This is a genomic window from Pseudomonas sp. Leaf59 (genome assembly GCF_920984685.1).
In the GTDB taxonomy this organism is placed as follows: Bacteria; Pseudomonadota; Gammaproteobacteria; order Pseudomonadales; family Pseudomonadaceae; genus Aquipseudomonas.
Window position 1 is genome coordinate 203,405 of sequence record NZ_CAKLBR010000005.1, and the last position, 21,898, is coordinate 225,302.

The following is a 21,898-nucleotide window of genomic DNA, read 5'->3' on the forward strand; positions in this document are numbered from 1 at the left end:
GAATAAAAAAGAGGTTGTTATTAATCGGATGGTACGCATTAAATAGTTATAAGAACGACTCTCATAGTGAGTTATTTTCATAAGCATATGAGTAAAAAGCATATGGGCGCAGCAAGCACAGTAATTCTTGACGGCGGCATGGGCCGCGAACTGCAACGCCGTGGCGCGCCTTTTCGCCAGCCGGAGTGGTCGGCATTGGCCTTGAGCGAGGCGCCGCAAGCGGTAGAGGCGGTGCACGCGGCGTATATCGACAGCGGCGCCAACGTGATTACCAGCAACAGCTACGCCGTGGTGCCGTTTCATATCGGTGAAGCGCGGTTTGCCGAAGAAGGCCAGGCACTGGCTTCCCTCGCCGGAGAACTGGCACGGCGGGCGGTGGACGCTTCGGGCAAGGCTGTGCGCGTGGCGGGCTCGCTGCCGCCGCTGTTCGGGTCTTACCGCCCGGATCTGTTCCAGGCCGAGCGTGTGAACGAACTGCTGAGCCCGTTGGTGCGGGGTCTGGCGCCCCATGTGGATCTTTGGCTGGCGGAAACTCAGAGTTCAATCGTCGAGGCGCGGGCGATTCATGCCGGTTTGCCGCAGGACGGCAAGCCGTTCTGGCTGTCGTTTACCTTGAAGGATGAAGACACCGACGACGTCCCGCGCCTGCGCTCCGGCGAGCCGGTGACGGAGGCGGCCGAAGCGGCGGCGCAGTTGGGCGTGCAGGTGCTGCTGTTCAACTGCAGCCAACCGGAAGTGATCGGCGCAGCGATTGATGCCGCCCGGCACACCTTCGAGCGCCTGGGGGTGGCGATCCAGATCGGCGCCTACGCCAATGCTTTCCCGCCGCAACCCAAGGAGGCCACGGCCAACGACGGCCTGGACCCGTTGCGCGACGACCTCGACCCACCGGGCTACCTGCACTGGGCCGCCGATTGGCAGGCGCGGGGCGCGAGCCACCTGGGCGGCTGCTGCGGGATTGGGCCGGAGCATATTGCGGTGTTGGCCGAGCAACTGAATCGCTGATTCACCACAGGCTGAAAATCCAGGAGGCTGCGTGACGAGCGGGCTAATTTTTGTGGCGAGCGGGCAAGCCCTAATGCCGTTCAGTTAAGCGCAGATTCCCTGTGGCGAGCAGGCTTGTCCTGCGTTGGGCTGCGCAGCAGCCCCAAAACCAGACGCTGAGTCGTATCAGGTACACCGCGTTTTGCTTGATTGGGGGCGCTTCGCACCCCAACGCGGGGCAAGCCCGCTCGCCACAGGCGTGTGGCTGCCTGAAACTCCAGGCTAAAATCGACACGTTATTTTGTGTCTAACAAGAGGGCGCAGGCCCCCTCCCGTGTTGTGTTCAGGCACGGCACTCTGCCAGGGTTTTCAGTTGGCTGGCGCCTGACTGGTTGGCCTCTGACAACCACGCTTCAAATCCTGCACCCACCGTCGGCCACTCCGAGTCGATGATCGAATACCACGCTGTATCGCGGTTGTGGCCCTTGATCACGGAGTGCTGGCGGAACACCCCCTCAAAACTGAATCCCAACCGTTCGGCTGCGTAGCGGGAGCGGTCGTTGGCGTTGTTGCATTTCCATTCCAGCCGGCGATAGCCCAGGTCGAACGCGTGCCTGGCGAGCAGGTACACCGCCTCGGTGCTTTTGGGCGAGCGTTGCATCGGTGCGCCAAAGGTGACGTGGCCGATTTCGATGCGCCCGTGTTCGGGCACGATGGACATCAGGCTGAGGATGCCTTGGGCGCGGCCGCTCGCGCGGTCGATCACAGTGAAAAAATACGGGTCGCTGTGCGCGGCATGATTGTCCAGCCAGGCGTTGAAGGCGCCGCGCTCGGGGAACGGGCCGTAGGGCAAGTAATCCCACAGCCTGGGGTCGGCGCCGGGGCCTTGCAGCGCGTCGAACAGGTCGTCGCCATGCTGCGCCGGGTCGAGTTTTTCCAGGTGGATGAAACGCCCTTCGAGTCGTTGCACGGCAGGCGCCGGGACGCCTTTCCAGTCGGGGAGGGAAGTGGACATGCGGCGCTCCTTAAAGGGCTTGGCGAAATTGGATGAGGCCTGGGCGTTCGGCGATACGTTCGTAGAGTTGGATCGCCGTGGCATTGGTCTCATGGGTCAACCAGTGCACCTTGGCACAGCCGTCGGCCCTGGCGGTGGCATACACGAACTCGATCAGCTTGCGACCCACGCCGGTGCCGCGTTGGGACGGCGCCACCAGCAGGTCCTGCAGGTAGCAGGCATTTTCGATGCTCCAGTTGGACCGATGGTAGATGAAGTTGACCATGCCCACGGCCTCGTCATCCTGCCAGGCCAACGCTGAATGAGTCGGTTCGCCGGGGTCGATCAGGCGTTGCCAGGTGCTGTGACTGACGGCCTGCGGCAGCTCGGTGTTGTAGAACTTCAGATACGCCTGCCATAGCGGCAGCCAGGCGTCGTGGTCGGCGGCAGTGACGAGGCGGATATTGATCGGGCTCATTCTGAGACTCCCTGGGGAATAAGGCGGGACACAGTTTGGTCACGCACCTCGTCGCTGGCCGCCAGGCCCTCGCGTACGCCAGCGATGTCGGCCGGGCTGCGGTTTTGGCTGAGTTTGCGTTTGCCGATCAGGCGTTCGATGGGCAGCGCGAAGCCGACGATGGCCTTGAGCATGCCGTCAATATAGTCGGCCGGCGCGTCGCTGACTTGCCATGGCTGCTCACGCCGGGCCTCGTGGCGATCAGTCAAGGCCGTGACCACATTGAGCAGGCGCGCCGCATCGCTGAACACCTCGGCTTTGCCGTAAGCGTGCACCGCCAGGTAGTTCCAGGTCGGTACTACTTTGCCGTGCTCGGCCTTGGCCGGATAGAACGACGGACTGATATAGGCCTCGGCACCGGCAAAAATCACTAGAGCCTCGGCGCCATTTTGCAGGTCGCGCCACTGTGGATTGGCCCTGGCCAAATGCCCGTAGAGCGTGCCATTGGGGCTCTCATCGGCGTTGAGCAGCAGCGGCAGGTGGCTGGCCAGCAGACCTTGCTCACCGAACGTCACCAACTGGGCCAGGCGGGTTTGGCGGATCCATTGCTGGAGTTCGGGCAGATCATCGACGGCGAAGGCGCGGGGTGTGTACATGGAAGTTTTCCTTGGCGAATGCCTGCATCCTAGGCAGGCTAATGGTTCGTTGTAAGAGCCATCTCCGGCCCATTTGATAGGTCCAATGCCATGCCCGCCATCGAGCCGCCCCTGTCATTCAACCCCATCGGTATCGAACTGGACCGTCGCCAGGGCCTGACGCGCCAGTTGTATCAGGCCCTGCGCCAGCGAGTGCTGGATGGACGCCTGGTCAGCGGCACGCGGCTGCCGGCCAGTCGCGACCTGGCGGCAGTGTTCGGGATTTCCCGCAACAGCGTGGTGCGCGCTTACGACCAGTTGTATGCCGAAGGCTTCATCGAAACGCGGGTCGGAGACGGCACCTACGTGGCCCGGTTACCGCGTGCAGCCACGCCGGCAAAAAAACTATCCACAAAACTGTCCACAGGCTTATCAACAGGCTTACCCACAGCTTTATCCACAAATTGTGCAGATTCAGCGTCTGCTGCCTGCGCGCAAGTTATCCACAGCAGCGCCTTGGAACGCGTGCAAAACCACCCTCTGGCACACCCGCCTGGTGGCGCGCCACGTGCGTTTCGTGTGGGTGTGCCGGCATTCGATCTGTTTCCTTTTGAAGTGTGGGCCAAGCTGAGCGCGGCTTTCTGGCGCAGGCCGGACCTGCAACAGCTCTGCTATGGCGATCCGGCAGGGGATTTGCGTTTACGCGGCTTGATCGCCGCCTACCTGCGCAGCGCCCGTGGCTTGCACTGCACGGCTGAGCAAATAGTGATCACCAATGGCGCGCAGCAGGCCATCAGCCTTTGTGCACAGCTGCTGGTGGAGCCGGGTGCCTCGGTTGCCATCGAAAATCCGGGGTACCAGGCCGCCGCCCGTGCATTTGCCGTGGCCGGTGGCCGATTGCACGGCGTGGCGGTGGACAGCGAAGGTATCGACTGTGGTGCGCTCAATGCCCTTGAGCATTGCCGCCTGGTCTATGTCACCCCGGCCCATCAATATCCGCTGGGCGTGGTGATGAGTCTGGCGCGACGCCTGGAACTGCTGGCCTGGGCCGAGCGTACCGGCGGTTGGGTGATCGAGGACGACTACGATGGCGAATACCGCTACAGCGGCGCACCCCTGGCGCCGTTGGCGGCGTTGGACCGCAGCGGGCGTGTGCTCTATGTCGGCACCTTCGGCAAGATGGCCTTCCCGGCATTGCGTCTGGGCTACCTGGTGCTGCCGCCGGGTCTGGTGCAACCGTTCTCCCGACGCCGTGCCGTCGACATGCGCCACTCGGAGGTCAGCACCCAAGTGGTGATGGCCGAGTTCATGGCGGCAGGGCATTTCCAGCGGCACATCCGGCGCATGCGCCGCGCCGCACTCAGCCGCCGTGATGCGCTGCTCAGCGGCTGGCCGGGCCCATTGCCAGGCGTGAGCTGCCTGCCCACGGTCGCCGCCGGCCTGCACCTGAGCGTGCGGGTGGACAGCCTCGCCCGTGAACAGCAATTGCTGACGCAGGCCGAGGCGGTTGGGGTTGAGATCACCGGCCTGAGCAAATACTGGTTACCGGATTCCAGCACCCCGTCCGACCAACGCGCCGGGCTGGTGCTTGGATTTGCCGCGGTGCCCCCGGCGCAGATCGCGCTAGCCCTGGCGCGTCTGCGCCAGGCATGGGGTGGCTAAATCCCCGTAGGAGCGAGCTTGCTCGCGAAGAACGTTAACGATAACGCGTGCATCCCGATTCAATGCGTTGCCTTGAAGGCTTTCGCGAGCGCCCCCGCTCCTGCAACGGATGGGGTAAAAAACAGTGATCGGGCCAGTTGCGGGCTTATCTCACTGCGGTACACCGCAATGCTGTCGCGCTCGTCGCCGCGGCCGGGCGGTTGAGACTTGCCGCCCAGACGCCGCTGCGCCTTGGTTTTAAGGTGCGCGGCGGTGTAGCTCTCCTCGGGACTGACCAGGTCCTTGTAATGAAAGTGCGCATACCACAGCGCATTGGCGTTTTGCGCGTCGAGGATTTCGTATTCCTTCAAGTAGTCTTTGTGACGCCCGGCGAGCTTGCTGCGCGCACCCGGCAACGCTTTGATGGTGATCTCTTTTTCACGGTACAGCAGTTCGACATGAGCGGCGGTAGGGGGACGTTGCTTGAGCATGTCCAGCTTGACCCGGCGACCCGCTGCGTAGAGGCGTTTGATGGCACTGTCGAGGTTGTGATTGGCCAGTGCTGCCGACGGCGAACCGCTTTCGGTCTGGTTACTGGCAGTCAATGCCGAGTCGATATCGCGGCTGGCCAGCTCCAACTCATCGGCCTTGCGGTGGAAGCGTTCTTCGACCTCGACCGGCAGGCGTCGTGCGTCGCCGGCCAGCCCTTTGGTGCGTTCGATGAAATGTTCGACATCATCAAGCAGCTCCTGAGCGCCAGCGATACTGGCGGCCACATCCCGCGCCACCCCGCGCGCAGCCTGTGGCGACACGCGTCGGCGTTCGACCCACACGCCGTCTTTCTCATGAAACAGGGCTATCACCTTGCCGGTCAGGGGCTGCTTGACCTCCACCAGCGTATCCGGCTCGCCGCTGTGCGATGGGCGCTCCTCGCCCACCACCACCCCCTTGAAACGGGTCTTGATCACCCTTGTCCGAGGGTGTGGTGCAGGTTTGGACGGGCCGGCAATTGCCGATTCCAGCGCTTTGCGTTCGCGCAACAGGCTCGTCAGCCGTCGGGTTGCCCGTTGGAAGAATTGCTCAGTGAGCTGTTGCAGGGTTTCAAGGGCTGGCCGGTACACATCCTGCGGGAAGTCGGCCGGCAAGTCGGCCATGCTTTGATCCAGTCCGGCAAACTGCTCCACCAGGCTGTCGAGCAGCGGGATCTGCTCATCCAGCGTAGCCGGGTTGTCCGGCTGCAGGACCTCGCACAGGCTCTGGACCGCCAGGTCTGCCCTGTCGACCATCTGGTTCAGGGTTGGACGTGCATTGGCCGCGGCGCCCTCGTTCAAGCACAGAAAACGCGCCAGGGTGATGCGAAAAGCCTTGAGGTCATCCACGGGCAACCTGGGCAGGTACGAAGCCTGTTGATCGGCAAACAGCACGCCGTCGGTGCCCAATGCGCGTGCGTCCTTGAGGTGTGCATCGAGGTAGCTGGCGCGCTCTATTACCGCCTGGATGGACGCATCGACGCGGCGACAATTCTCAAGGGCCGTGGGGGGCAACGGCGAGTCTTCAAGGTCAAGGTAGTCATAGACGCTCAGCAGCTCTTCTTCGAGATGGGTCATTTGTTCGGCGGTGGCACTGCGCGCCAGGATGATCTGGTCGCCCAGGTAGCCGAGCATGGCCTGCTGAAAAGTCGGCACGGTATCGAGGATATTCAGCGATTTAAGCTGGGAGATCGGCAGGTCCAATTCTTCAAGGCGAGTGGTCACGTTCGCGAGGTAAGTGCTGCGCACCTGTGCACGATCGGCCGGGGCTGCCTTTTCGATCGCCTCCTGCAGGTCCACCAGTTGCTGGCGTCGCTGCTCCAGCCGGGTATCGAAGGCATCCAGTTTCTCGCGCAGGTCATGGATTTTCGGCGGCCTCAGGCGCTGGCCCTTCTGCCGCCGGCTGCGCAGCCCGCCGCCACGCAGGCGCAGGCGGGTGTCAATAAACCATTGGCCGAGGCGGTTGTTGACCAGCGGCGGGCCCAGGCGATCCGGGTTTTTTGGATCGATGATCAGCACCGTATCGTTTTCGTCCAGGGTCACCTCAAACCAGCGATGTGCCACCGGGGCGTACCACTTCGGGCCCTTCTGATAAAGATGCAAATGGGCACCCGGTGTGGCATTGGGGTCGCCCAGTCCATCCGGCTTGGGCAGGCCGAAACTGTCCAGCGTCGCTGCCAGGTTGAGCCGACTGCGCGTCAGCGCGCCGCTGGTGTGCAGGCTCATGTCATGGGCGGTGGTCAGGTCAGCGGTATCGAGGGTCGGTTTCTGGATAATCGACAGTTTGGCCGGCAGCGGCGCCTTGGGCGCCGGAGTTTTTTCAAGCGCAACCGCGGGCCTGTGCTGCTGGCTGACGTGCAGCGCCAGCGCCATGCCCAGTGTCAGGAAAAAATCCACGGCGGCGCCGATCTCCCTGGAGGTGTCGCCACTTTCCCTGGCATCGATACCTTGCTGCAGATCGTCCATAAGCTGCCAGACCCACGCCGCCGCGCCTGCCGTGCGGCCCATGAAGGGCAAAGCCGCGTTGAGCAGCACCCAGCCGGCGTGCTTGAAGCTCTCCCAGCGCGCCTCCGCATTCGAGACCGATTGCCGATCCGCCAATGTCACCAGCGCGCGGGCGTTGGCCTCGTAAAGTGCCGTGAACACATCGCCGTCCAGCGGCTGGGTATCGAACTCGACAGGCCCGCTCATCACCCACGAACTCAGGGGCGCGCTGAGCAGTTCCGGCAGCACCCAGGGTGAGGGCACGCTGCCAGGGAAGACGAATTGCGCGTAGTCGTTGCGCACGTCGTCCGCCAGCCAGGCGAGGACCGACCGGCGCAGCGCAATGTCCTGTTTGATCGCATACAGGAGGTTGGTCGGTGAAGGAAACTGCATCAGGGGGACGCCGGATAGCGGCTGATAAAGCAGGCAAGGGCCGTTCTTCGAGTCCTGCGGGCCGATGATGAACATATTTTCAACGCGGTCCGCGGCGGCGCCCAGCCGCCTTGTGGGGCGCAACGCCATGGGCCGGATGACCACTGCATAGCCGTCCACCTGGCGCTGCGCAGCGTCGTCGAGCATCACGGCGCACACATACCGATAACCCAGTTCGTCGAGCTCGAACGCCTTGCGAATCTTGTACTGCAGAGCCAGCAGCGGCAGTTGATGGCGCCAGCGGCCAGTAACGGTCGGATGGAAACGGCGCTCGGGCTGTCGGCAGAGATATTTGCCAGTTGCTTGATCTGCACAGGCCTGGGCGGTGAGGGCCTGGATGGCGGCGCAGGGCGTTTGGTTGCTGCGCGTCGCTGTGGCGTCGAGCGGGTGACGACGAGCAATGAGATGGCCATGCCGAGGTTGAGCAGCAAGTCACTGAAGGCGGCCCAGGGCGACTGGCGGTGTGCCTGGGCGTCAACCACCGCTTGCAGTTGGTCCATGATTTGCCAGATCCACGCGGCGGCGCCAACGGTGGAGCCCATGAACGGCAAGGCGGCGTTGAAGATCAGCCAGCCGGCGCGCTTGAAGGTTTCCCAGCGTGCCTGAGCGTTGGACACCGACTGGTGTTCGGCCAGGGTCAACAGTGCCGTGGCGTTGGCGGTGTACAGGGTGGCGAAGATATCGCCATCAAGGGCGTGCCCTCCCAGTGCCATGGGCCCACTCAGGATCCACAGTTTGAGCGGTTCGACCAGGAAGTCCGCTACTGCCCAGGGCGATGGCAGCGCGCCGGGGAATACGTAGCGGCTGTAGTCCGCGCGCACGTCGTCGGGTAACCAGGCCAGCACCGATTCACGCAACTGCGACGATTGCTGGATGGCATACAGCGCGTTGGCCGCTGACGGATACTGGATCAGCGGCGGGTCAAGCAGCGGCCGGTAGAGCAGGCAGGGGCCGGCGCCGGGATCCCTGGGCCCGATGATGTACATGTTGGTCACCTTGTCCGGCGCAGCGTCGGTGCGACGTTGCGGCGCAAACGCCAATTCACGGATCACGATGGGTTGCTCGTCCACCAGGCCCTCCGTAGCCTGGGCTTGCATCAGCGTGGCTACATAGCGGTACCCGCGCTCATCGATGCCGTGTTCCCCGCGTATTTTGCATTGCAGGGCCAGCAGCGGCAGTTGCACTTTCAGGTGCTGGTTGTAGAGCATGCGGCGGCGCCTGGATTCATCGGCATCCTGCAACAACAGGCGGTTGATCAGGGCCGGGTAAGTGCTGCCGATATCGGCGCGTTTGACCAGGCTTTCCAAATAGTCGACGGTGAGCCAGGCCGGCAGCCCGCCGCCATTGGTGCGCCGCACGGTCTTGTTGCCCAGGGGTACGGCGATCAGGTTTTGCAGGGCCAGCTCCGTGAGGCTGAACACTGTCGTGTCCACCTGCCCTGGCAGGGTAAAGGCGCCCCACACCACCGGACTCTTGACCACCAGTTCGACCTTTTCCAGCAGGTGTTGGCTGGTGTCGGGATGGTCCCTGAGCATATCGGCGTTCAGTTGGTTGAGGGCATAGGCCTGAATCGGCGCGATCCCGTCCAGGTGGGTCCTGCCCTCATTGAGACGATGCAGGGTCGCCAGGTCCTTGAGATGACGCGAGCCGGCATTCAGGTCCGAGATGCTGGCCGACCTCAACCAGTCGGGCAGGGCTTGCTCGTAATGCTGCAGGTCGGCGTCTGCACCGGCCACTGCAGCGCTGGGCGGCACTGCGAGCGGCGCGGCGCTGGCGTGGCCGCCGCGTACATCGGAAAAATCCAGCGCGTCGATGGCTTCGATCTGCACCGCAATCAACGCGCACGCCAGGTAATCGAAATAATTGCCGGCCGGTTCCACCAGTCGCCACTGCATCTTGTCGTGGGCGGTCGACGTATGCAGGGTGGTTGGCAGCGCGGCGCCCAGTTGATCGAAGGACGTGAACCGATCAAAGCCATCGAGCAGCGAGTGGGTGAGAATCACCGTTTTACTGTCCTGGGTGCCGACCAGTACCGTGATCAGGTGTTGGTAGAGGTGTCGAGCCTGGCCCTGCTCATCGATGTCTTCCATTTCTATCAGGTAGGCGCGGGTGCCGTAGGGGGCCTGGGCGCTCCTGGTCGTCAGGTCCGGGGCGCGGAACAGCTGGCGGGCCATGATGCAGTCCGATTCAGCCCAGCCAACGACGCAATCCACGTTCCACATTTGCCGCAGGGTGTTGGCCAGTTGCTGCCAGTGGGGCGTGCTGTTGCCGTTGTCGGCGTTCCAGTACGCAAGTTGCTGGTCCTGGTAGCCACTGATCATCACGGGCGCCAGCACATTGATCAGGCCGGCGATTTCGTCGATGCGCACCGGCACGTGCACGGGCGGGTCGGCCACGGGTTGCCGGGTGAGGAAGTGTTCGCCTTCGATGTAGAGCGCCGGTACCGCCAGCACCGCCTGCCTGGCCAGTACATTGGTCAGTGCCTGGAACTGTGGCGGGCGGGCCACCACTTGGTCTTCGATGATTTCCCACACGGGGGTGCCGACCAGTGTGTTTTCGGGGTCGATGTCCAGTGTCGGGTAACGCTCGCGCAGTTGCTCGCGCAGCAACACGGCGGCGACGTCTCGAAACGAGGGGCCGACCGACAGTTGCGCCAGCAGCGTGGCGGCGAGGTTGGGGTGTGGGGGAAGCGTTGAAGCCATGGAAAATTCCTGACGAGCCTGAGTATGGAAACTGGGGGGTTTCCATACTAGGAACCGCTCGGTCAGAAAGGGCGGTGATTATGTAAGGGCGGGCCTCAGCCCAATTCGCCGCACAGGTTGGCTTCCACCAGGCGCCGCACTTCGGCGTGATCCAGCCCGGCGCCGAGCAGCGCGTTGAGCTTGCCGAACGCCGCTTCGCGGGTCATGCCGCCTCCGGACAACACGCCCACACCGCGCAGGCGGCTGCCGGCTTCGTAGATGTCCAGTTCCACGCCGCCTTCATGGCATTGGGTGATCGCGACCACGGCAATTCCCTTGTCCTGCGCACGCTGGAGGCTGGCGAGGAAGTCGGGGTTGTCGCTGGGGCCGGTACCGCTGCCGAAGCATTCGAGAATCAGCCCGTGAATGCCGCTGTCGATCAGGCCGTCCAACTGCGCTGCGCCGATGCCCGGCACCAGCGGCAGCACGCCGACGCTGGCCAGGGTTTTCGGCTGGCGATAATCCAGCGCCGCCGGGAGAGCGGTAGCGCGTGCCACGCCGCCCTGACGCTTGAGGGCGGCAAAGGGATTGCGCCCGAAACTGCGGACTTTCGCGCACGCGGTGGGGGCCAGCAGCGCGCCGTGAAAGTGCAGGTGCACACCCGGCGCCAGGCCTGTACCGAGGGCGGCCAGGGCGCCGCTGACGTTCTCCCAGGCATCGCTGTCGGGCACGCCCGCCGGCAGCATCGAGCCGGTGAACACCACCGGCACCGGCAGGCCCAGCAATTGGAAGCTCATGGCGGCGGCGCTGTAGGCCAGGGTGTCGGTGCCGTGCAGGATCAGCACGGCGTCGCAACCGGCGTCCGTCGCTTCGATCACTGCGCAGCGCAGGCGCTGCCAGTAGGCTGGGGTCATGTTGGCGCTGTCGATCAGCGGCGCCATCTCCTGAAAGCTCCACGCGGGTACTTGCGCCTCGGCAAGCTGCTCACGCATGCGCGCTTCAAAGCCCGAAGCAGGTGCCAGGCCGTTGGCGCTGGACTGCATGCCGATGGTGCCGCCGGTGTAGAGCACCATCACGTTGTTGGCTGATTGCATCAAAGAGTCTCCTGAACGAAAAACGCCGCCGGGCCCCGAGCATGCCCAAGGCCGGGCGGCGTGTCATCTATCTAGGCTCAGCGCTGTGGGTGCGCGCTCAGTTCAGCCGCTGGCGCCTGCTGCGGCTTCACAGGATTGGCCGGCCACGCGCTGCGGTCCAGGTCCAGGTCCGGGAACTGGCTGGAGTCGAACACCGGCGTCTTGATGCCCGCTGCGCGCTGGTCGTCGTAGTCGTTCAGGATGCGCATGGCGATCTTGAACAGGAACGCCAGGGCGAACAGGTTGACGAACGCGAGCAGGGTCATGGTGATATCGGCGAAGGCGAATACGGTGCTCAGGTTCTCGATCGAACCCCAGAAGATCAGCACCAGCACCAGCGCGCGATAGCCCATCAACACCTTGCGGTTATTGCCGACCAGAAAGCGCAGGTTGCTCTCGCCCAGGTAGTAGTTGTACATGATCGAGGTGAACACGAACAACGCCAGGGCCACCGAGATGAACATGCGGCCCCAGTCACCGACCACGGCGGCCAGGGAGTTCTGGGTCAGGGCAATGCCGTCGCCTTCAAAGCCGGGTGTGTAGAAGCCGGAGAGCAGGATCAGCAACGCGGTGCAGGTGCAGATCACGAAGGTGTCGAGGAACACGCTGAACGCCTGCACCACGCCCTGGGCAATCGGGTGCTCTACCGAAGCGACGGCGGCCACGTTGGGCGCACTGCCCAGACCTGCTTCGTTGGCGAACACGCCGCGTTTTACGCCCATGATGATTGCACTGCCCACCAGGCCACCGAAGGCCTGGTCGAGGCCGAACGCGCTCTTGACGATGGTCGCGAGCATGGCCGGTACGTGGTCGAACTGCAGCACGATCACGTAAAGGGTTACGGCGATGTACACGAGGGTCTTGACCGGCACCAGCAGGTCGGCTATCGAGGCGATGCGCTTGATCCCGCCGATGAACACCAGGCCCAGCAACACCGCCAGCGCAAGGCCGGTGTAGGTGGTGTCGAGGCCGAAGGCATTGTTCAGCGAGTGGGTCACGGCGTGGGCTTGCAGGCCGTTGAAGGCAAAGCCGAAGGTCACCAGCAGCAGGAACGCCATGACCATGCCCAGCCAGCGTTTGTGCAGACCGTGCTGGATGTAATAAGCCGGGCCGCCACGGTAGGCGCCGTCAGCGTCGGTGCGCTTGTACAACTGGCCCAGGGAGCATTCGATAAAGCTCGACGACATGCCCACCAGCGCGGTAACCCACATCCAGAACACGGCGCCCGGGCCACCCAGGGTCACGGCAATGCCGACGCCGGCGATGTTACCGGCACCGACGCGGCCCGCCAGGCTGAGCATCAGCGCCTGGAACGAGCTGAGTTGGCCGGAGCTGCTCTTCAGGCTGTCTTTGAATACCGAGAACATGTGGAAAAAGTGGCGCAACTGCACGAAACGCGAGCGAATCGTGAAATAACCACCGAGCCCGACAATGAGCACGATCAGTACTTTCCCTGAGAGGAAGTCGTTGATGACTTCGAGCATGGAGTGTTCCTCGCTGATTTTTTAATGGCAAACGCAGGACGGTTCGATGCATCGCTCGGCACCAGGCAGTGCACGATGCTTCGACCCCAATCCTTTTGCGGGTGTTGTTATTCATGCGCTTTCGCGTTGTTGCGGGCCTCGTTACCGATGGCCGCAGACGCGATGAGGGGCGGCACTATACCTAGGCGCGCGTGATCCGTCTGCACGGGCCGATTAAAGGTTTCAGCAGCACTGAATCGGACAGGTCGGGTTTGCAGGGCGATGTTGGATTTTTTATAGGCGTCATTTCGCAACCTCAAGGCAAAAAAAAGGGCCTGAAGAACGAGCCTTCAGGCCCTCAAAAGGTGAGAGGTGTCTAGTCCCTCAACCTGGTGAGCAGTGCAACGGACATCAGGCCTTCAACGGGACCAGACGTGGAGCGATCATGTTTTCGGGGCGCAGGATGTCGTCGAGCATGGCGTCGTCGAGCAAGCCTTCTTCGCGCACCAGTTCCAGCACGCCGCGACCGCTTTCAAGGGCGATGCGCGCAATGCGGGTGGCGTTTTCATAGCCGATGTAGGGGTTCAGCGCGGTGACCAGGCCGATGGAGTGTTCCACCAGTTCGCGGCAGCGCGCTTCGTTGGCGGTGATGCCGACGATGCAGTGTTCGCGCAGCATGTCCATGGCGCGTTGCAGCAGGCGGATCGAGTCGAAGATCTTGAAGGCGATCAGCGGCTCCATCACGTTCAGCTGCAGTTGGCCGCCTTCGGCCGCCATGGTCAGCGCCAGGTCGTTGCCGATGACCTGGAATGCCACCTGGTTGACCGCTTCCGGGATCACCGGGTTGACCTTGCCGGGCATGATCGAGCTGCCTGGCTGGCGGGCCGGCAGGTTGATCTCGTTGATGCCGGTGCGTGGGCCGCTGGACAGCAGGCGCAGGTCGTTGCAGATCTTCGACAGCTTCACGGCGGTACGCTTGAGCATGCCGGAGAACAGTACGAAGGCGCCCATGTCGGAAGTGGCTTCGATCAGGTCCGCGGCCGGGACTACTGGCTGGCCACTGATAACGGCCAGGCGTTGTACGGCCAGGGCCTGGTAACGCGGGTCGGCGTTGATGCCAGTACCGATGGCGGTGCCGCCCAGGTTCACTTCGGTCAACAGCTCTGGCGCCAGGGTTTTCAGGCGGGCCAGGTCTTCACCGAGGGTGGTGGCGAAGGCGCGGAATTCCTGGCCAAGGGTCATCGGCACGGCGTCCTGCAACTGGGTGCGGCCCATTTTCAGCACATGCCCGAATTCCACACCCTTGGCGGCGAAGGCCTGGATCAGGCTGTCAAGGCTGGCCAGCAGCGCGTCATGGCCCAGCAGCAGACCCAGGCGGATCGCGGTCGGGTAGGCGTCGTTGGTCGACTGCGCCATGTTCACGTCGTTGTTGGGATGCAGGTACTGGTATTCGCCCTTCTGGTGACCCATGGCCTCCAGCGCGATATTGGCGATGACTTCGTTGGCATTCATGTTGGTTGAAGTGCCGGCGCCGCCTTGAATCATGTCCACCACGAACTCTTCGTGGAAATCGCCGCGGATCAAGCGGGCACAGGCTTCGCTGATGGCCGCGTGCTTGGCTTCGCTGAGCTGACCCAACTCGCGGTTGGCATCCGCTGCCGCTTGCTTGACCATTGCCAGACCGACCACCAATTTCGGGTAATGCGAAATCGGAACGCCCGAGAGGCGGAAGTTGTTCACCGCTCGCAGGGTCTGGATGCCGTAGTACGCTTGAGCGGGTACGTCGAGTACGCCAAGCAGGTCTTTTTCTGTGCGGAATGATGCAGCGGAGGACATGACGGAAATCATCTCGATAGGGACCCGGAACAGGCCGGAACGCTGCGAATGCTAGGCGTGTGGACGTTTTTGGGCCAATGCTGTTAAACACTGGGCTATGCACAAACGGCATAATGTCGGCGTGACCCGGCTATCATGACGGGCGTGTGTGCCAAATGGGTGCGTGGCCTTGGGAGGCAGTGATGAACCTTGAGAGCAAATGGCTGGAAGACTTCAGCGCCCTGGCGGCGACGCGCAGCTTTTCCCAGGCGGCGGAGCGGCGGTTCGTCACCCAGCCGGCGTTCAGTCGGCGTATCCGCAGCCTGGAGGCCGCGCTGGGCCTGACGCTGGTCAACCGTTCGCGCACACCGGTGGAACTGACGGCGGCGGGGCAACTGTTTCTGGTCACCGCGCGTACGGTGGTCGAACAGTTGGGCGAAGTGCTGCGCCATTTGCATCATCTGGAAGGCGGGCAGGGCGAAGTCATGCAAGTGGCCGCCGCCCACTCATTGGCGCTGGGGTTCTTCCCGCGCTGGATCGCCCAACTGCGCAACGAAGGTTTGAACATCGCCACGCGGCTGGTCGCCACCAACGTCGGCGACGCGGTGCACGCCCTGCGCGAAGGCGGTTGCGACCTGATGCTGGCGTTCTACGACCCGGATGCCGCGATGCAGATGGACGCCGAAATCTTTCCGTCGCTGCACCTGGGCAACACCGAAATGCTCCCGGTGTGCGCCGCCGATGCCGACGGCAAGCCGCTGTTCGACCTCGAAGGCGAGGGCAGCGTGCCGCTGCTGGCCTACAGCGCCGGCGCATTCCTCGGCCGTTCGGTGCACCTGCTGCTGCGCCAGCGCGCGCTGCGTTTTACCACCGTGTACGAAACCGCGATGGCCGACAGCCTCAAGAGTATGGCGCTGGAAGGCCTGGGCATTGCCTGGGTGCCGCAACTGAGCGTACGGGCAGAATTGGCCCGAGGCGAGTTGGTGGTGTGTGGCGGGCCGCAATGGCATGTGCCGCTGGAGATTCGCCTGTATCGCTGCGCGTTGGTGCGCAAGGCGAATGTGCGGTTGTTGTGGCGCAAGCTCGAAGGTGGCGCCGCGCAAAACACCTGAGTTCAACCTCGGGCCCAACACAGGGCAAAATGTGGGAGGGGGCAAGCCCTCTCCCACATTATTTCGCGGTGCTTTGGACTGACTCTTAAGTCAATAAAACCGCTACTTTGCACCGCTGGACAGATGGTCATCCAAGGGGCTGTTTATCCCGATTATTACGGTATACTGCGCGGCCTTCGGCCGGTCCAACCGGCCTTATTTCGTACACCAAGCCACGCCGGATTTCCTGCGTGGCTTGTTGTTTTTTGACGCGCCTGCGGGCGCCCAGAGAGAAGAGGCACGACGATGAGTGCATTGGTTGGCGTGATCATGGGCTCCAAGTCCGATTGGTCCACCCTTAGCCACACCGCCGATATGCTGGAAAAACTCGGCATTGCGTACGAAGTGAAGGTGGTCTCCGCCCACCGCACTCCGGACCTGCTGTTCCAGTATGCCGATGAGGCAGAATCCCGTGGCATCGAGGTGATCATCGCCGGTGCCGGCGGTGCGGCGCATTTGCCAGGCATGTGTGCGGCCAAGACCCACCTGCCTGTGCTTGGGGTGCCAGTGCAGTCGTCGATGCTCTCGGGCGTGGACTCGCTGTTGTCCATCGTGCAGATGCCCGCCGGCATCCCGGTGGCGACCCTGGCGATCGGCAAGGCCGGCGCGATCAACGCCGCCTTGCTGGCGGCCAGCATCCTCGGCGCCAAGCACCCGCAGTTCCACGCGGTGCTGAAAAAATTCCGTGCCGAGCAGACAGACAGCGTGCTGGACAATCCAGACCCACGCATCGCCTGAGGTTGTTATTGATGAAAATCGGTGTAATCGGTGGCGGCCAACTGGGTCGTATGCTGGCTCTGGCGGGCACCCCGCTGGGGATGAACTTCGCTTTCCTGGACCCTGCGCCGGATGCCTGCGCGGCGGCCCTGGGTGAACACCTGCGCGCTGACTACAGTGACCCGGATCACCTGCGCCAACTGGCCGAGGAAGTCGATCTGGTGACCTTCGAGTTCGAAAGTGTCCCGGCTGAAACGGTGGCGTTCCTGTCGCAATTCGTGCCGGTGTACCCGAGCGCCGAAGCACTGCGTATTGCGCGCGACCGCTGGTTCGAAAAGAGCATGTTCAAGGACCTGGGTATTCCGACCCCGGACTTCGCCGACATTCAGTCCCAGGCGGACCTGGACGCCGCCGTCGCCCGCATCGGCCTGCCGGCGGTGCTCAAGACCCGCACCCTGGGTTACGACGGCAAGGGCCAGAAAGTGCTGCGCACCGAGGCCGACGTGGTGGGCACCTTCGCCGAGCTGGGCAGCGTCGCCTGCCTGCTGGAAGGCTTCGTGCCGTTCACCGGCGAAGTGTCGCTGATCGCCGTGCGTGCCCGCGATGGCGAAACCCTTTTCTACCCGCTGGTGCACAACACCCACGACAGCGGCATCCTCAAGCTGTCCGTGGCCAGTACCGATCACCCGTTGCAGGCCCTGGCCGAAGACTATTCCAGCCGCGTGCTCAAGCAGCTGGACTACGTCGGGGTGATGGCCTTCGAGTTCTTTGAAGTGGACGGTGGCCTCAAGGCCAACGAAATCGCGCCACGGGTGCACAACTCCGGGCACTGGACCACCGAAGGCGCCGAGTGCAGCCAGTTCGAAAACCACCTGCGGGCGGTGGCGGGCTTGCCGCTGGGCTCCACGGCCAAAGTCGGCGAGAGCGCCATGCTCAATTTCATCGGTTCGGTGCCGCCCGTGGAGCGTGTGATCGCCATCGATGATTGCCACCTGCATCACTACGGCAAGGCCTTCAAGGCCGGGCGCAAGGTCGGCCACGCCAACCTGCGTTGCAAGGACCGTGCGACGCTGCAGGCGCAGATCCTCAAGGTCGAAGCGCTGATCGCCGAACAATAAGCCTGGCGATGACGGGAACCATTGGTTGCCGCCGTCCCTCTGATTGCAGGATGGCAAAGCCTGACCAGGCTTTGGCATGACTCACACCAATCAGAGGGAAATGCCATGGGTATCATCGGAACCATCTTTATCGGCTTGATCGTCGGCCTGCTGGCGCGCTTCCTCAAGCCCGGCGACGACAGCATGGGCTGGATCATGACCATCCTGCTGGGTATCGCCGGCTCCCTGGCCGCGACCTACGGTGGTCAGGCGCTGGGTATCTACCAGGCCGGTCAAGGCGCAGGCTTCATCGGCGCACTGGTCGGTGCCATCGTACTGCTGGTGATCTACGGCCTGATCAAAAGGAAGTAATCAGCCGACAAAGTCCTCTGCGCTGCGCAGGCGCAGAGGGCTAGAATACTCGGCACTTGAATTTGCCGAGCTTCTCCATGCGCCGTCTACTGTTGACACTCCTCTTGCTGGGCTCAGGCCTGGCGCACGCCGGTGAACTGCCGGAAACCGACTGGCTCGACCTGATGCCCCTGTCGGACCAGAAAGCCCTCGAAGCCATGCCCGAGATCGACCATAACTCCCCCGAAGCCCAAGGCACGTTCACCGACAAGGGTGGCCTCAAGCAAAGCAAGGGGTTGCCGGCGGTGATGTATTCCACCAAGACGGTGGCCGCCATGAACGGCAAGAACATCCGCATCGGCGGCTACCCGGTGCCGCTGGAAACCGATGCAAAGGGTCGCAGCACGCTGTTCTTCCTGGTGCCATACCCGGGCGCCTGTATCCACGTGCCGCCACCGCCGCCCAACCAGCTGGTGCTGGTGCGCTATCCCAAGGGGCTGAAGCTGGATGATATCTACACGCCGCTGTGGGTCACGGGAACGTTGAAGGTGGAGAAGGTGAATAACGATCTGGCGGATGCGGCGTATGCGCTGGACGCGGGCAAGGTCCGCGTAGTGAAGGAATCCGACCTGTAAGAAACCTGCCCGTGCGGGAGCTGGCTTGCCTGCGATGCAGACGCCTCGGTGTGTCAGTAATATCGAGGTGATGCTATCGCAGGCAAGCCAGCTCCCCCAGTTGAATCGGGTTTACAGGGGGAGGGTTGTGATGCTCACGGCCAGGGTGTGGCTTTCGCCCGGGGCCAATGCCACCACATCATCCAGCACATTCGCCGTCTCGATGCACAACATGCCCGTCCAGCCATCGTTGGCCATGTCGTCGAAGGCTTTGGCGCGTTCGGTCCAGGGGTTCCAGATGACGGTGGAGTGGGAGCCCTGGCTGGTGAGCTGGATGCGGCGCTGCCAGTCTTTGTCGACGATGTTGAGCTGCGTCGGAGTGTCGAGATAGATACGGTCGGTCTCGGCGGCGAACGGTAGTAGGCCGGACTGCTGTTTCTCGGTCCAGCCATCGGCGGTATCGATATACGTCAGGCCATCCAGACCCTCAACCTGCACGTTGCGCACATCGCTGACCGCGAAATAGGTGTGCAGCGCCTGGCTGAGTGTCACGGTGTGGTCGTCACGGTTGTGGCTGGTCAGGCGGATGTGCAGTGGGTCGTCCAGCAGCAGGCTCAGCTTCAGGTCGACCTGATGGGGCCAGCCAGGAAAACCGCCGACAGGCGCTGGCAGGACCAGGTCCACACGCAGTGCTTCACCTTCGAGTTCGGTCGCAGCCAATTCCCAGATCGCAGTTCGCACAAAGCCATGGGCACCGGCCGGCTGTTCGCTCTGGCGCATCGCCTTCACGCTCTGCGGGTTGCGGTCGAACACGCCAAACCATGGCCAGCACACCGGCACACCGGTACGAATGCCTTTGCCTTGCTTGAACACCGCGTCGGGGTTCGGCCATATCAGCGGCTGCTCGCCTTGACGCTGATAGCTGAAGATATGCGCGCCCTGTTGGGCCACCATCAGTTCGGCGCCGTTGTGGCGAATACGCCAGCAGTCCAGCTCGTCGATCTTTACGGTTTCAACGTGGGGCGTCGGCATGTCACAGCTCTCTCAATGGCAGGCAATGGGGCAATGGACCGTCAAAACCGCGCGAGGTTTAACGCGCGCGTGACGGCACCGAGCGGGTGCGACCACTGCCATCGATGGCGACGAACACGAAGACCGCCTCGGTCACCTTGCGCCATTCACTGGACAGCGGGTCGTCGCTCCACACTTCGACCATCATCTGGATCGAGCTGCGGCCGATTTCCAGGGCCTGGGTATAGAAGGACAACTGCGCGCCCACCGCCACCGGTACCAGGAAGGCCATGCGATCAATCGCCACGGTGGCCACGCGACCACCGGCGACCTTGCTGGCCATTGCCGTGCCAGCCAGGTCCATCTGCGCAACCAGCCAGCCGCCGAAGATATCGCCAAAACCGTTGGTTTCACGGGGGAGCGCGGTGATTTGCAGGGCGAGATCGCCTTGCGGGATTGGATCTTCTTGTTCGAGTTCGATCATGCCGAGGGTGCCTCTGACCCGTGACGCTTCATGGGTATTTCAAATGGATAGCCGTCTTGCGAAAAAACGTTTCAGCACCAACATACACCGCTCGATGCGTTTCTCGTAAGGCGTACTGAAGGGAAACTCTGCCAAATCGGCTGGATGGCACCCAACGGCGTTTTGGCACAGCAGCCCGTCAAGACTGCGGGTCTTGCACTTGCAAGGGCCGAGTATATCCACAGGTTGGCGTCACTACGACCTCCGGGGACTCATTTGGTCATTAATCAAGCGCTGTACGGGGGCTTTTGCGCGCAACTGTTCTCCTGGCGCTGTGCTTTTACAAGCGATTTGCTATCTTGCCAAGCCGCCGCCCGTCACGGCGTGTGTCCTTCATTACGCTGATTACTATAAGAGAAGCCTTGCCATGTCCTCCGTGCCCGCAAGCAGTGCGCCACCTTCGCGCCCGCTGACCCGCAACGACTATAAAACCCTGTCGCTGTCTGCCTTGGGCGGGGCGCTGGAATTCTACGACTTCATCATCTTCGTGTTTTTCGCCACCGTGGTCGGAAAACTGTTCTTTCCCGTCGACATGCCCGAATGGCTGCGCATGATGCAGACCTTCGGCATCTTTGCGGCCGGCTACCTGGCGCGCCCGCTGGGCGGCATCATCATGGCGCACTTCGGCGACCTGCTGGGCCGCAAGAAGATGTTTACCCTGAGCATCTTCATGATGGCCGTGCCGACGCTGATCATGGGCCTGCTGCCAACCTACGCACAGATCGGCCTGTGGGCGCCGCTGTTATTGCTGTTGATGCGCGTCATCCAGGGCGCGGCCATTGGCGGCGAAGTGCCCGGCGCCTGGGTGTTCGTCTCCGAACACGTTCCGCCGCGCCACATTGGCTACGCCTGCGGCACCCTGACCAGCGGCCTCACCGCCGGCATCCTGTTGGGATCGCTGGTGGCCACCGCCATCAACACGCTTTATAGCCCCGAGCAGGTCTCGGATTACGCCTGGCGTATCCCGTTCCTGCTTGGTGGGGTGTTCGGCCTGCTGTCGGTGTACCTGCGGCGCTGGCTGCATGAAACGCCGATCTTCGCCGAGATGCAGCAACGCAAGGCCCTGGCCGCCGAGCTGCCGTTGCGTGCGGTACTGCGCGACCACCGTGGCGCCATCGTGCTGTCGATGCTGCTGACCTGGTTGCTGTCGGCCGGCGTCGTGGTGGTTATCCTGATGACCCCGACCGTGCTGCAAACCGTCTACCACTTCAGCCCGACAGTAGCGCTGCAGGCCAACAGCCTGGCCATCGTGACCCTGAGCCTGGGTTGCATCGCTTCCGGCGCACTGGCCGACCGCTTCGGTGCCGGGCGCGTGCTGGTCAGCGGTTGTCTGCTGCTGCTGGCGACGTCGTGGACGCTGTACCACAGCCTCATCGAGCACCCGAACTGGCTCTTCCCGCTGTACACCCTGACCGGCCTGTTTGTCGGCGTGATCGGTGTGGTGCCTTACGTCATGGTCAAAGCCTTCCCGCCGGTGGTGCGTTTCAGCGGGTTGTCGTTTTCCTACAACGTGGCCTACGCCATCTTCGGCGGGCTGACGCCGCTGGCGGTGTCGTTGCTGATGAAGGAAAGCCCGATGGGTCCTGCCTACTATGTTGCCGCGCTGTGTGTGATGGGCGCGCTGGTGGGCGGGTACCTCTGGAAGCGTGGACGCTGATTGATGGGTCCCACGCTTGCGTGGGAATC

18 protein-coding genes are annotated in these 21,898 nt (G+C 63.0%); 8 read left to right on the forward strand and 10 right to left on the reverse strand.

Going from position 1 to position 21,898, the window contains the following annotated elements:
- Positions 1–102 precede the first annotated feature (102 nt).
- Positions 103–1,005: a homocysteine S-methyltransferase family protein gene (locus LUB09_RS07865; RefSeq protein ID WP_231422270.1), complete on the forward strand. Its 903-nt coding sequence runs from the start codon at positions 103–105 to the stop codon at positions 1,003–1,005.
- A 322-nt stretch (positions 1,006–1,327) separates the two neighbouring features.
- Here LUB09_RS07865 and LUB09_RS07870 read toward each other — a convergent pair whose 3' ends face one another.
- From LUB09_RS07870 to LUB09_RS07880, 3 genes are read right to left on the reverse strand one after another with little or no spacing between them, the layout of a single operon-like run.
- A complete protein-coding gene (locus tag LUB09_RS07870; RefSeq protein ID WP_209986549.1) occupies positions 1,328–1,999 on the reverse strand; it encodes a GNAT family N-acetyltransferase in 672 nt (223 codons plus the stop codon).
- Positions 2,000–2,009: 10 nt separating this feature from the next.
- A complete protein-coding gene (locus LUB09_RS07875) occupies positions 2,010–2,456 on the reverse strand; it encodes a GNAT family N-acetyltransferase (RefSeq protein WP_231422271.1) in 447 nt (148 codons plus the stop codon).
- Positions 2,453–3,091, reverse strand: coding sequence for an FMN-binding negative transcriptional regulator (locus LUB09_RS07880; RefSeq protein WP_231422272.1), 639 nt, complete (start codon positions 3,089–3,091; stop codon positions 2,453–2,455). Before LUB09_RS07880 ends, LUB09_RS07875 begins: the two co-directional genes overlap by 4 nt.
- Before the next feature lie 90 nt (positions 3,092–3,181).
- Between LUB09_RS07880 and pdxR the strand changes: the two genes are divergently transcribed.
- Positions 3,182–4,732: a MocR-like pyridoxine biosynthesis transcription factor PdxR gene (pdxR, locus tag LUB09_RS07885; protein ID WP_231422273.1), complete on the forward strand. Its 1,551-nt coding sequence runs from the start codon at positions 3,182–3,184 to the stop codon at positions 4,730–4,732.
- A gap of 59 nt (positions 4,733–4,791) precedes the next feature.
- Here the strand turns inward: pdxR and LUB09_RS07890 are convergent, their stop codons facing one another.
- The 5 genes from LUB09_RS07890 to aspA form a co-directional block, all read right to left on the reverse strand.
- Positions 4,792–7,803 (reverse strand): dermonecrotic toxin domain-containing protein, encoded by a 3,012-nt coding sequence (locus LUB09_RS07890; RefSeq protein ID WP_231422274.1) that lies wholly within the window; start codon positions 7,801–7,803, stop codon positions 4,792–4,794.
- The gene (locus LUB09_RS07895) at positions 7,803–10,358 is read right to left on the reverse strand and encodes a dermonecrotic toxin domain-containing protein (protein WP_231422275.1); all 2,556 of its coding nucleotides are present in this window, start codon (positions 10,356–10,358) and stop codon (positions 7,803–7,805) included. The genes LUB09_RS07890 and LUB09_RS07895 overlap by 1 nt, the downstream gene beginning before the upstream one ends.
- Positions 10,359–10,453: 95 nt before the next feature.
- The gene (locus LUB09_RS07900; protein WP_209986536.1) at positions 10,454–11,431 is read right to left on the reverse strand and encodes an asparaginase; all 978 of its coding nucleotides are present in this window, start codon (positions 11,429–11,431) and stop codon (positions 10,454–10,456) included.
- A gap of 77 nt (positions 11,432–11,508) precedes the next feature.
- Complete coding sequence (locus LUB09_RS07905) at positions 11,509–12,954, reverse strand: alanine/glycine:cation symporter family protein (RefSeq protein ID WP_231422276.1); 1,446 nt, start codon at positions 12,952–12,954, stop codon at positions 11,509–11,511.
- Positions 12,955–13,344: 390 nt separating this feature from the next.
- Positions 13,345–14,769 carry an aspartate ammonia-lyase gene (gene aspA, locus LUB09_RS07910; protein ID WP_209986528.1) on the reverse strand — a complete coding sequence of 475 codons (1,425 nt, stop codon included), beginning with the start codon at positions 14,767–14,769 and terminating at the stop codon, positions 13,345–13,347.
- Positions 14,770–14,951: 182 nt separating this feature from the next.
- Between aspA and LUB09_RS07915 the strand changes: the two genes are divergently transcribed.
- From LUB09_RS07915 to LUB09_RS07935, 5 genes are all read left to right on the forward strand, one after another.
- The gene (locus tag LUB09_RS07915) at positions 14,952–15,860 is read left to right on the forward strand and encodes a LysR substrate-binding domain-containing protein (protein WP_010566930.1); all 909 of its coding nucleotides are present in this window, start codon (positions 14,952–14,954) and stop codon (positions 15,858–15,860) included.
- Between the two features lie 285 nt (positions 15,861–16,145).
- Positions 16,146–16,637: a 5-(carboxyamino)imidazole ribonucleotide mutase gene (gene purE / locus LUB09_RS07920; protein ID WP_003231730.1), complete on the forward strand. Its 492-nt coding sequence runs from the start codon at positions 16,146–16,148 to the stop codon at positions 16,635–16,637.
- 11 nt (positions 16,638–16,648) lie between these two features.
- On the forward strand, positions 16,649–17,734 hold the full coding sequence (locus tag LUB09_RS07925; protein ID WP_231422277.1) for a 5-(carboxyamino)imidazole ribonucleotide synthase: 1,086 nt from the start codon (positions 16,649–16,651) through the stop codon (positions 17,732–17,734).
- A 105-nt stretch (positions 17,735–17,839) separates the two neighbouring features.
- Complete coding sequence (locus LUB09_RS07930) at positions 17,840–18,085, forward strand: GlsB/YeaQ/YmgE family stress response membrane protein (RefSeq protein ID WP_057006311.1); 246 nt, start codon at positions 17,840–17,842, stop codon at positions 18,083–18,085.
- Positions 18,086–18,162: 77 nt separating this feature from the next.
- Entirely contained in the window at positions 18,163–18,699 is a 537-nt protein-coding gene (locus LUB09_RS07935) for a DUF3299 domain-containing protein (protein WP_050784921.1), read from the forward strand.
- Positions 18,700–18,810: 111 nt separating this feature from the next.
- On the opposite strand, the gene LUB09_RS07940 is transcribed toward LUB09_RS07935, so the two are convergent.
- Both LUB09_RS07940 and LUB09_RS07945 read right to left on the reverse strand, forming a co-directional pair.
- Positions 18,811–19,710, reverse strand: coding sequence for a D-hexose-6-phosphate mutarotase (locus LUB09_RS07940; RefSeq protein ID WP_231422278.1), 900 nt, complete (start codon positions 19,708–19,710; stop codon positions 18,811–18,813).
- Between the two features lie 58 nt (positions 19,711–19,768).
- Positions 19,769–20,173 (reverse strand): acyl-CoA thioesterase, encoded by a 405-nt coding sequence (locus LUB09_RS07945; RefSeq protein WP_003176975.1) that lies wholly within the window; start codon positions 20,171–20,173, stop codon positions 19,769–19,771.
- 406 nt (positions 20,174–20,579) lie between these two features.
- Between LUB09_RS07945 and LUB09_RS07950 the strand changes: the two genes are divergently transcribed.
- Complete coding sequence (locus LUB09_RS07950) at positions 20,580–21,869, forward strand: MFS transporter (protein ID WP_209986517.1); 1,290 nt, start codon at positions 20,580–20,582, stop codon at positions 21,867–21,869.
- Positions 21,870–21,898: the final 29 nt, after the last annotated feature.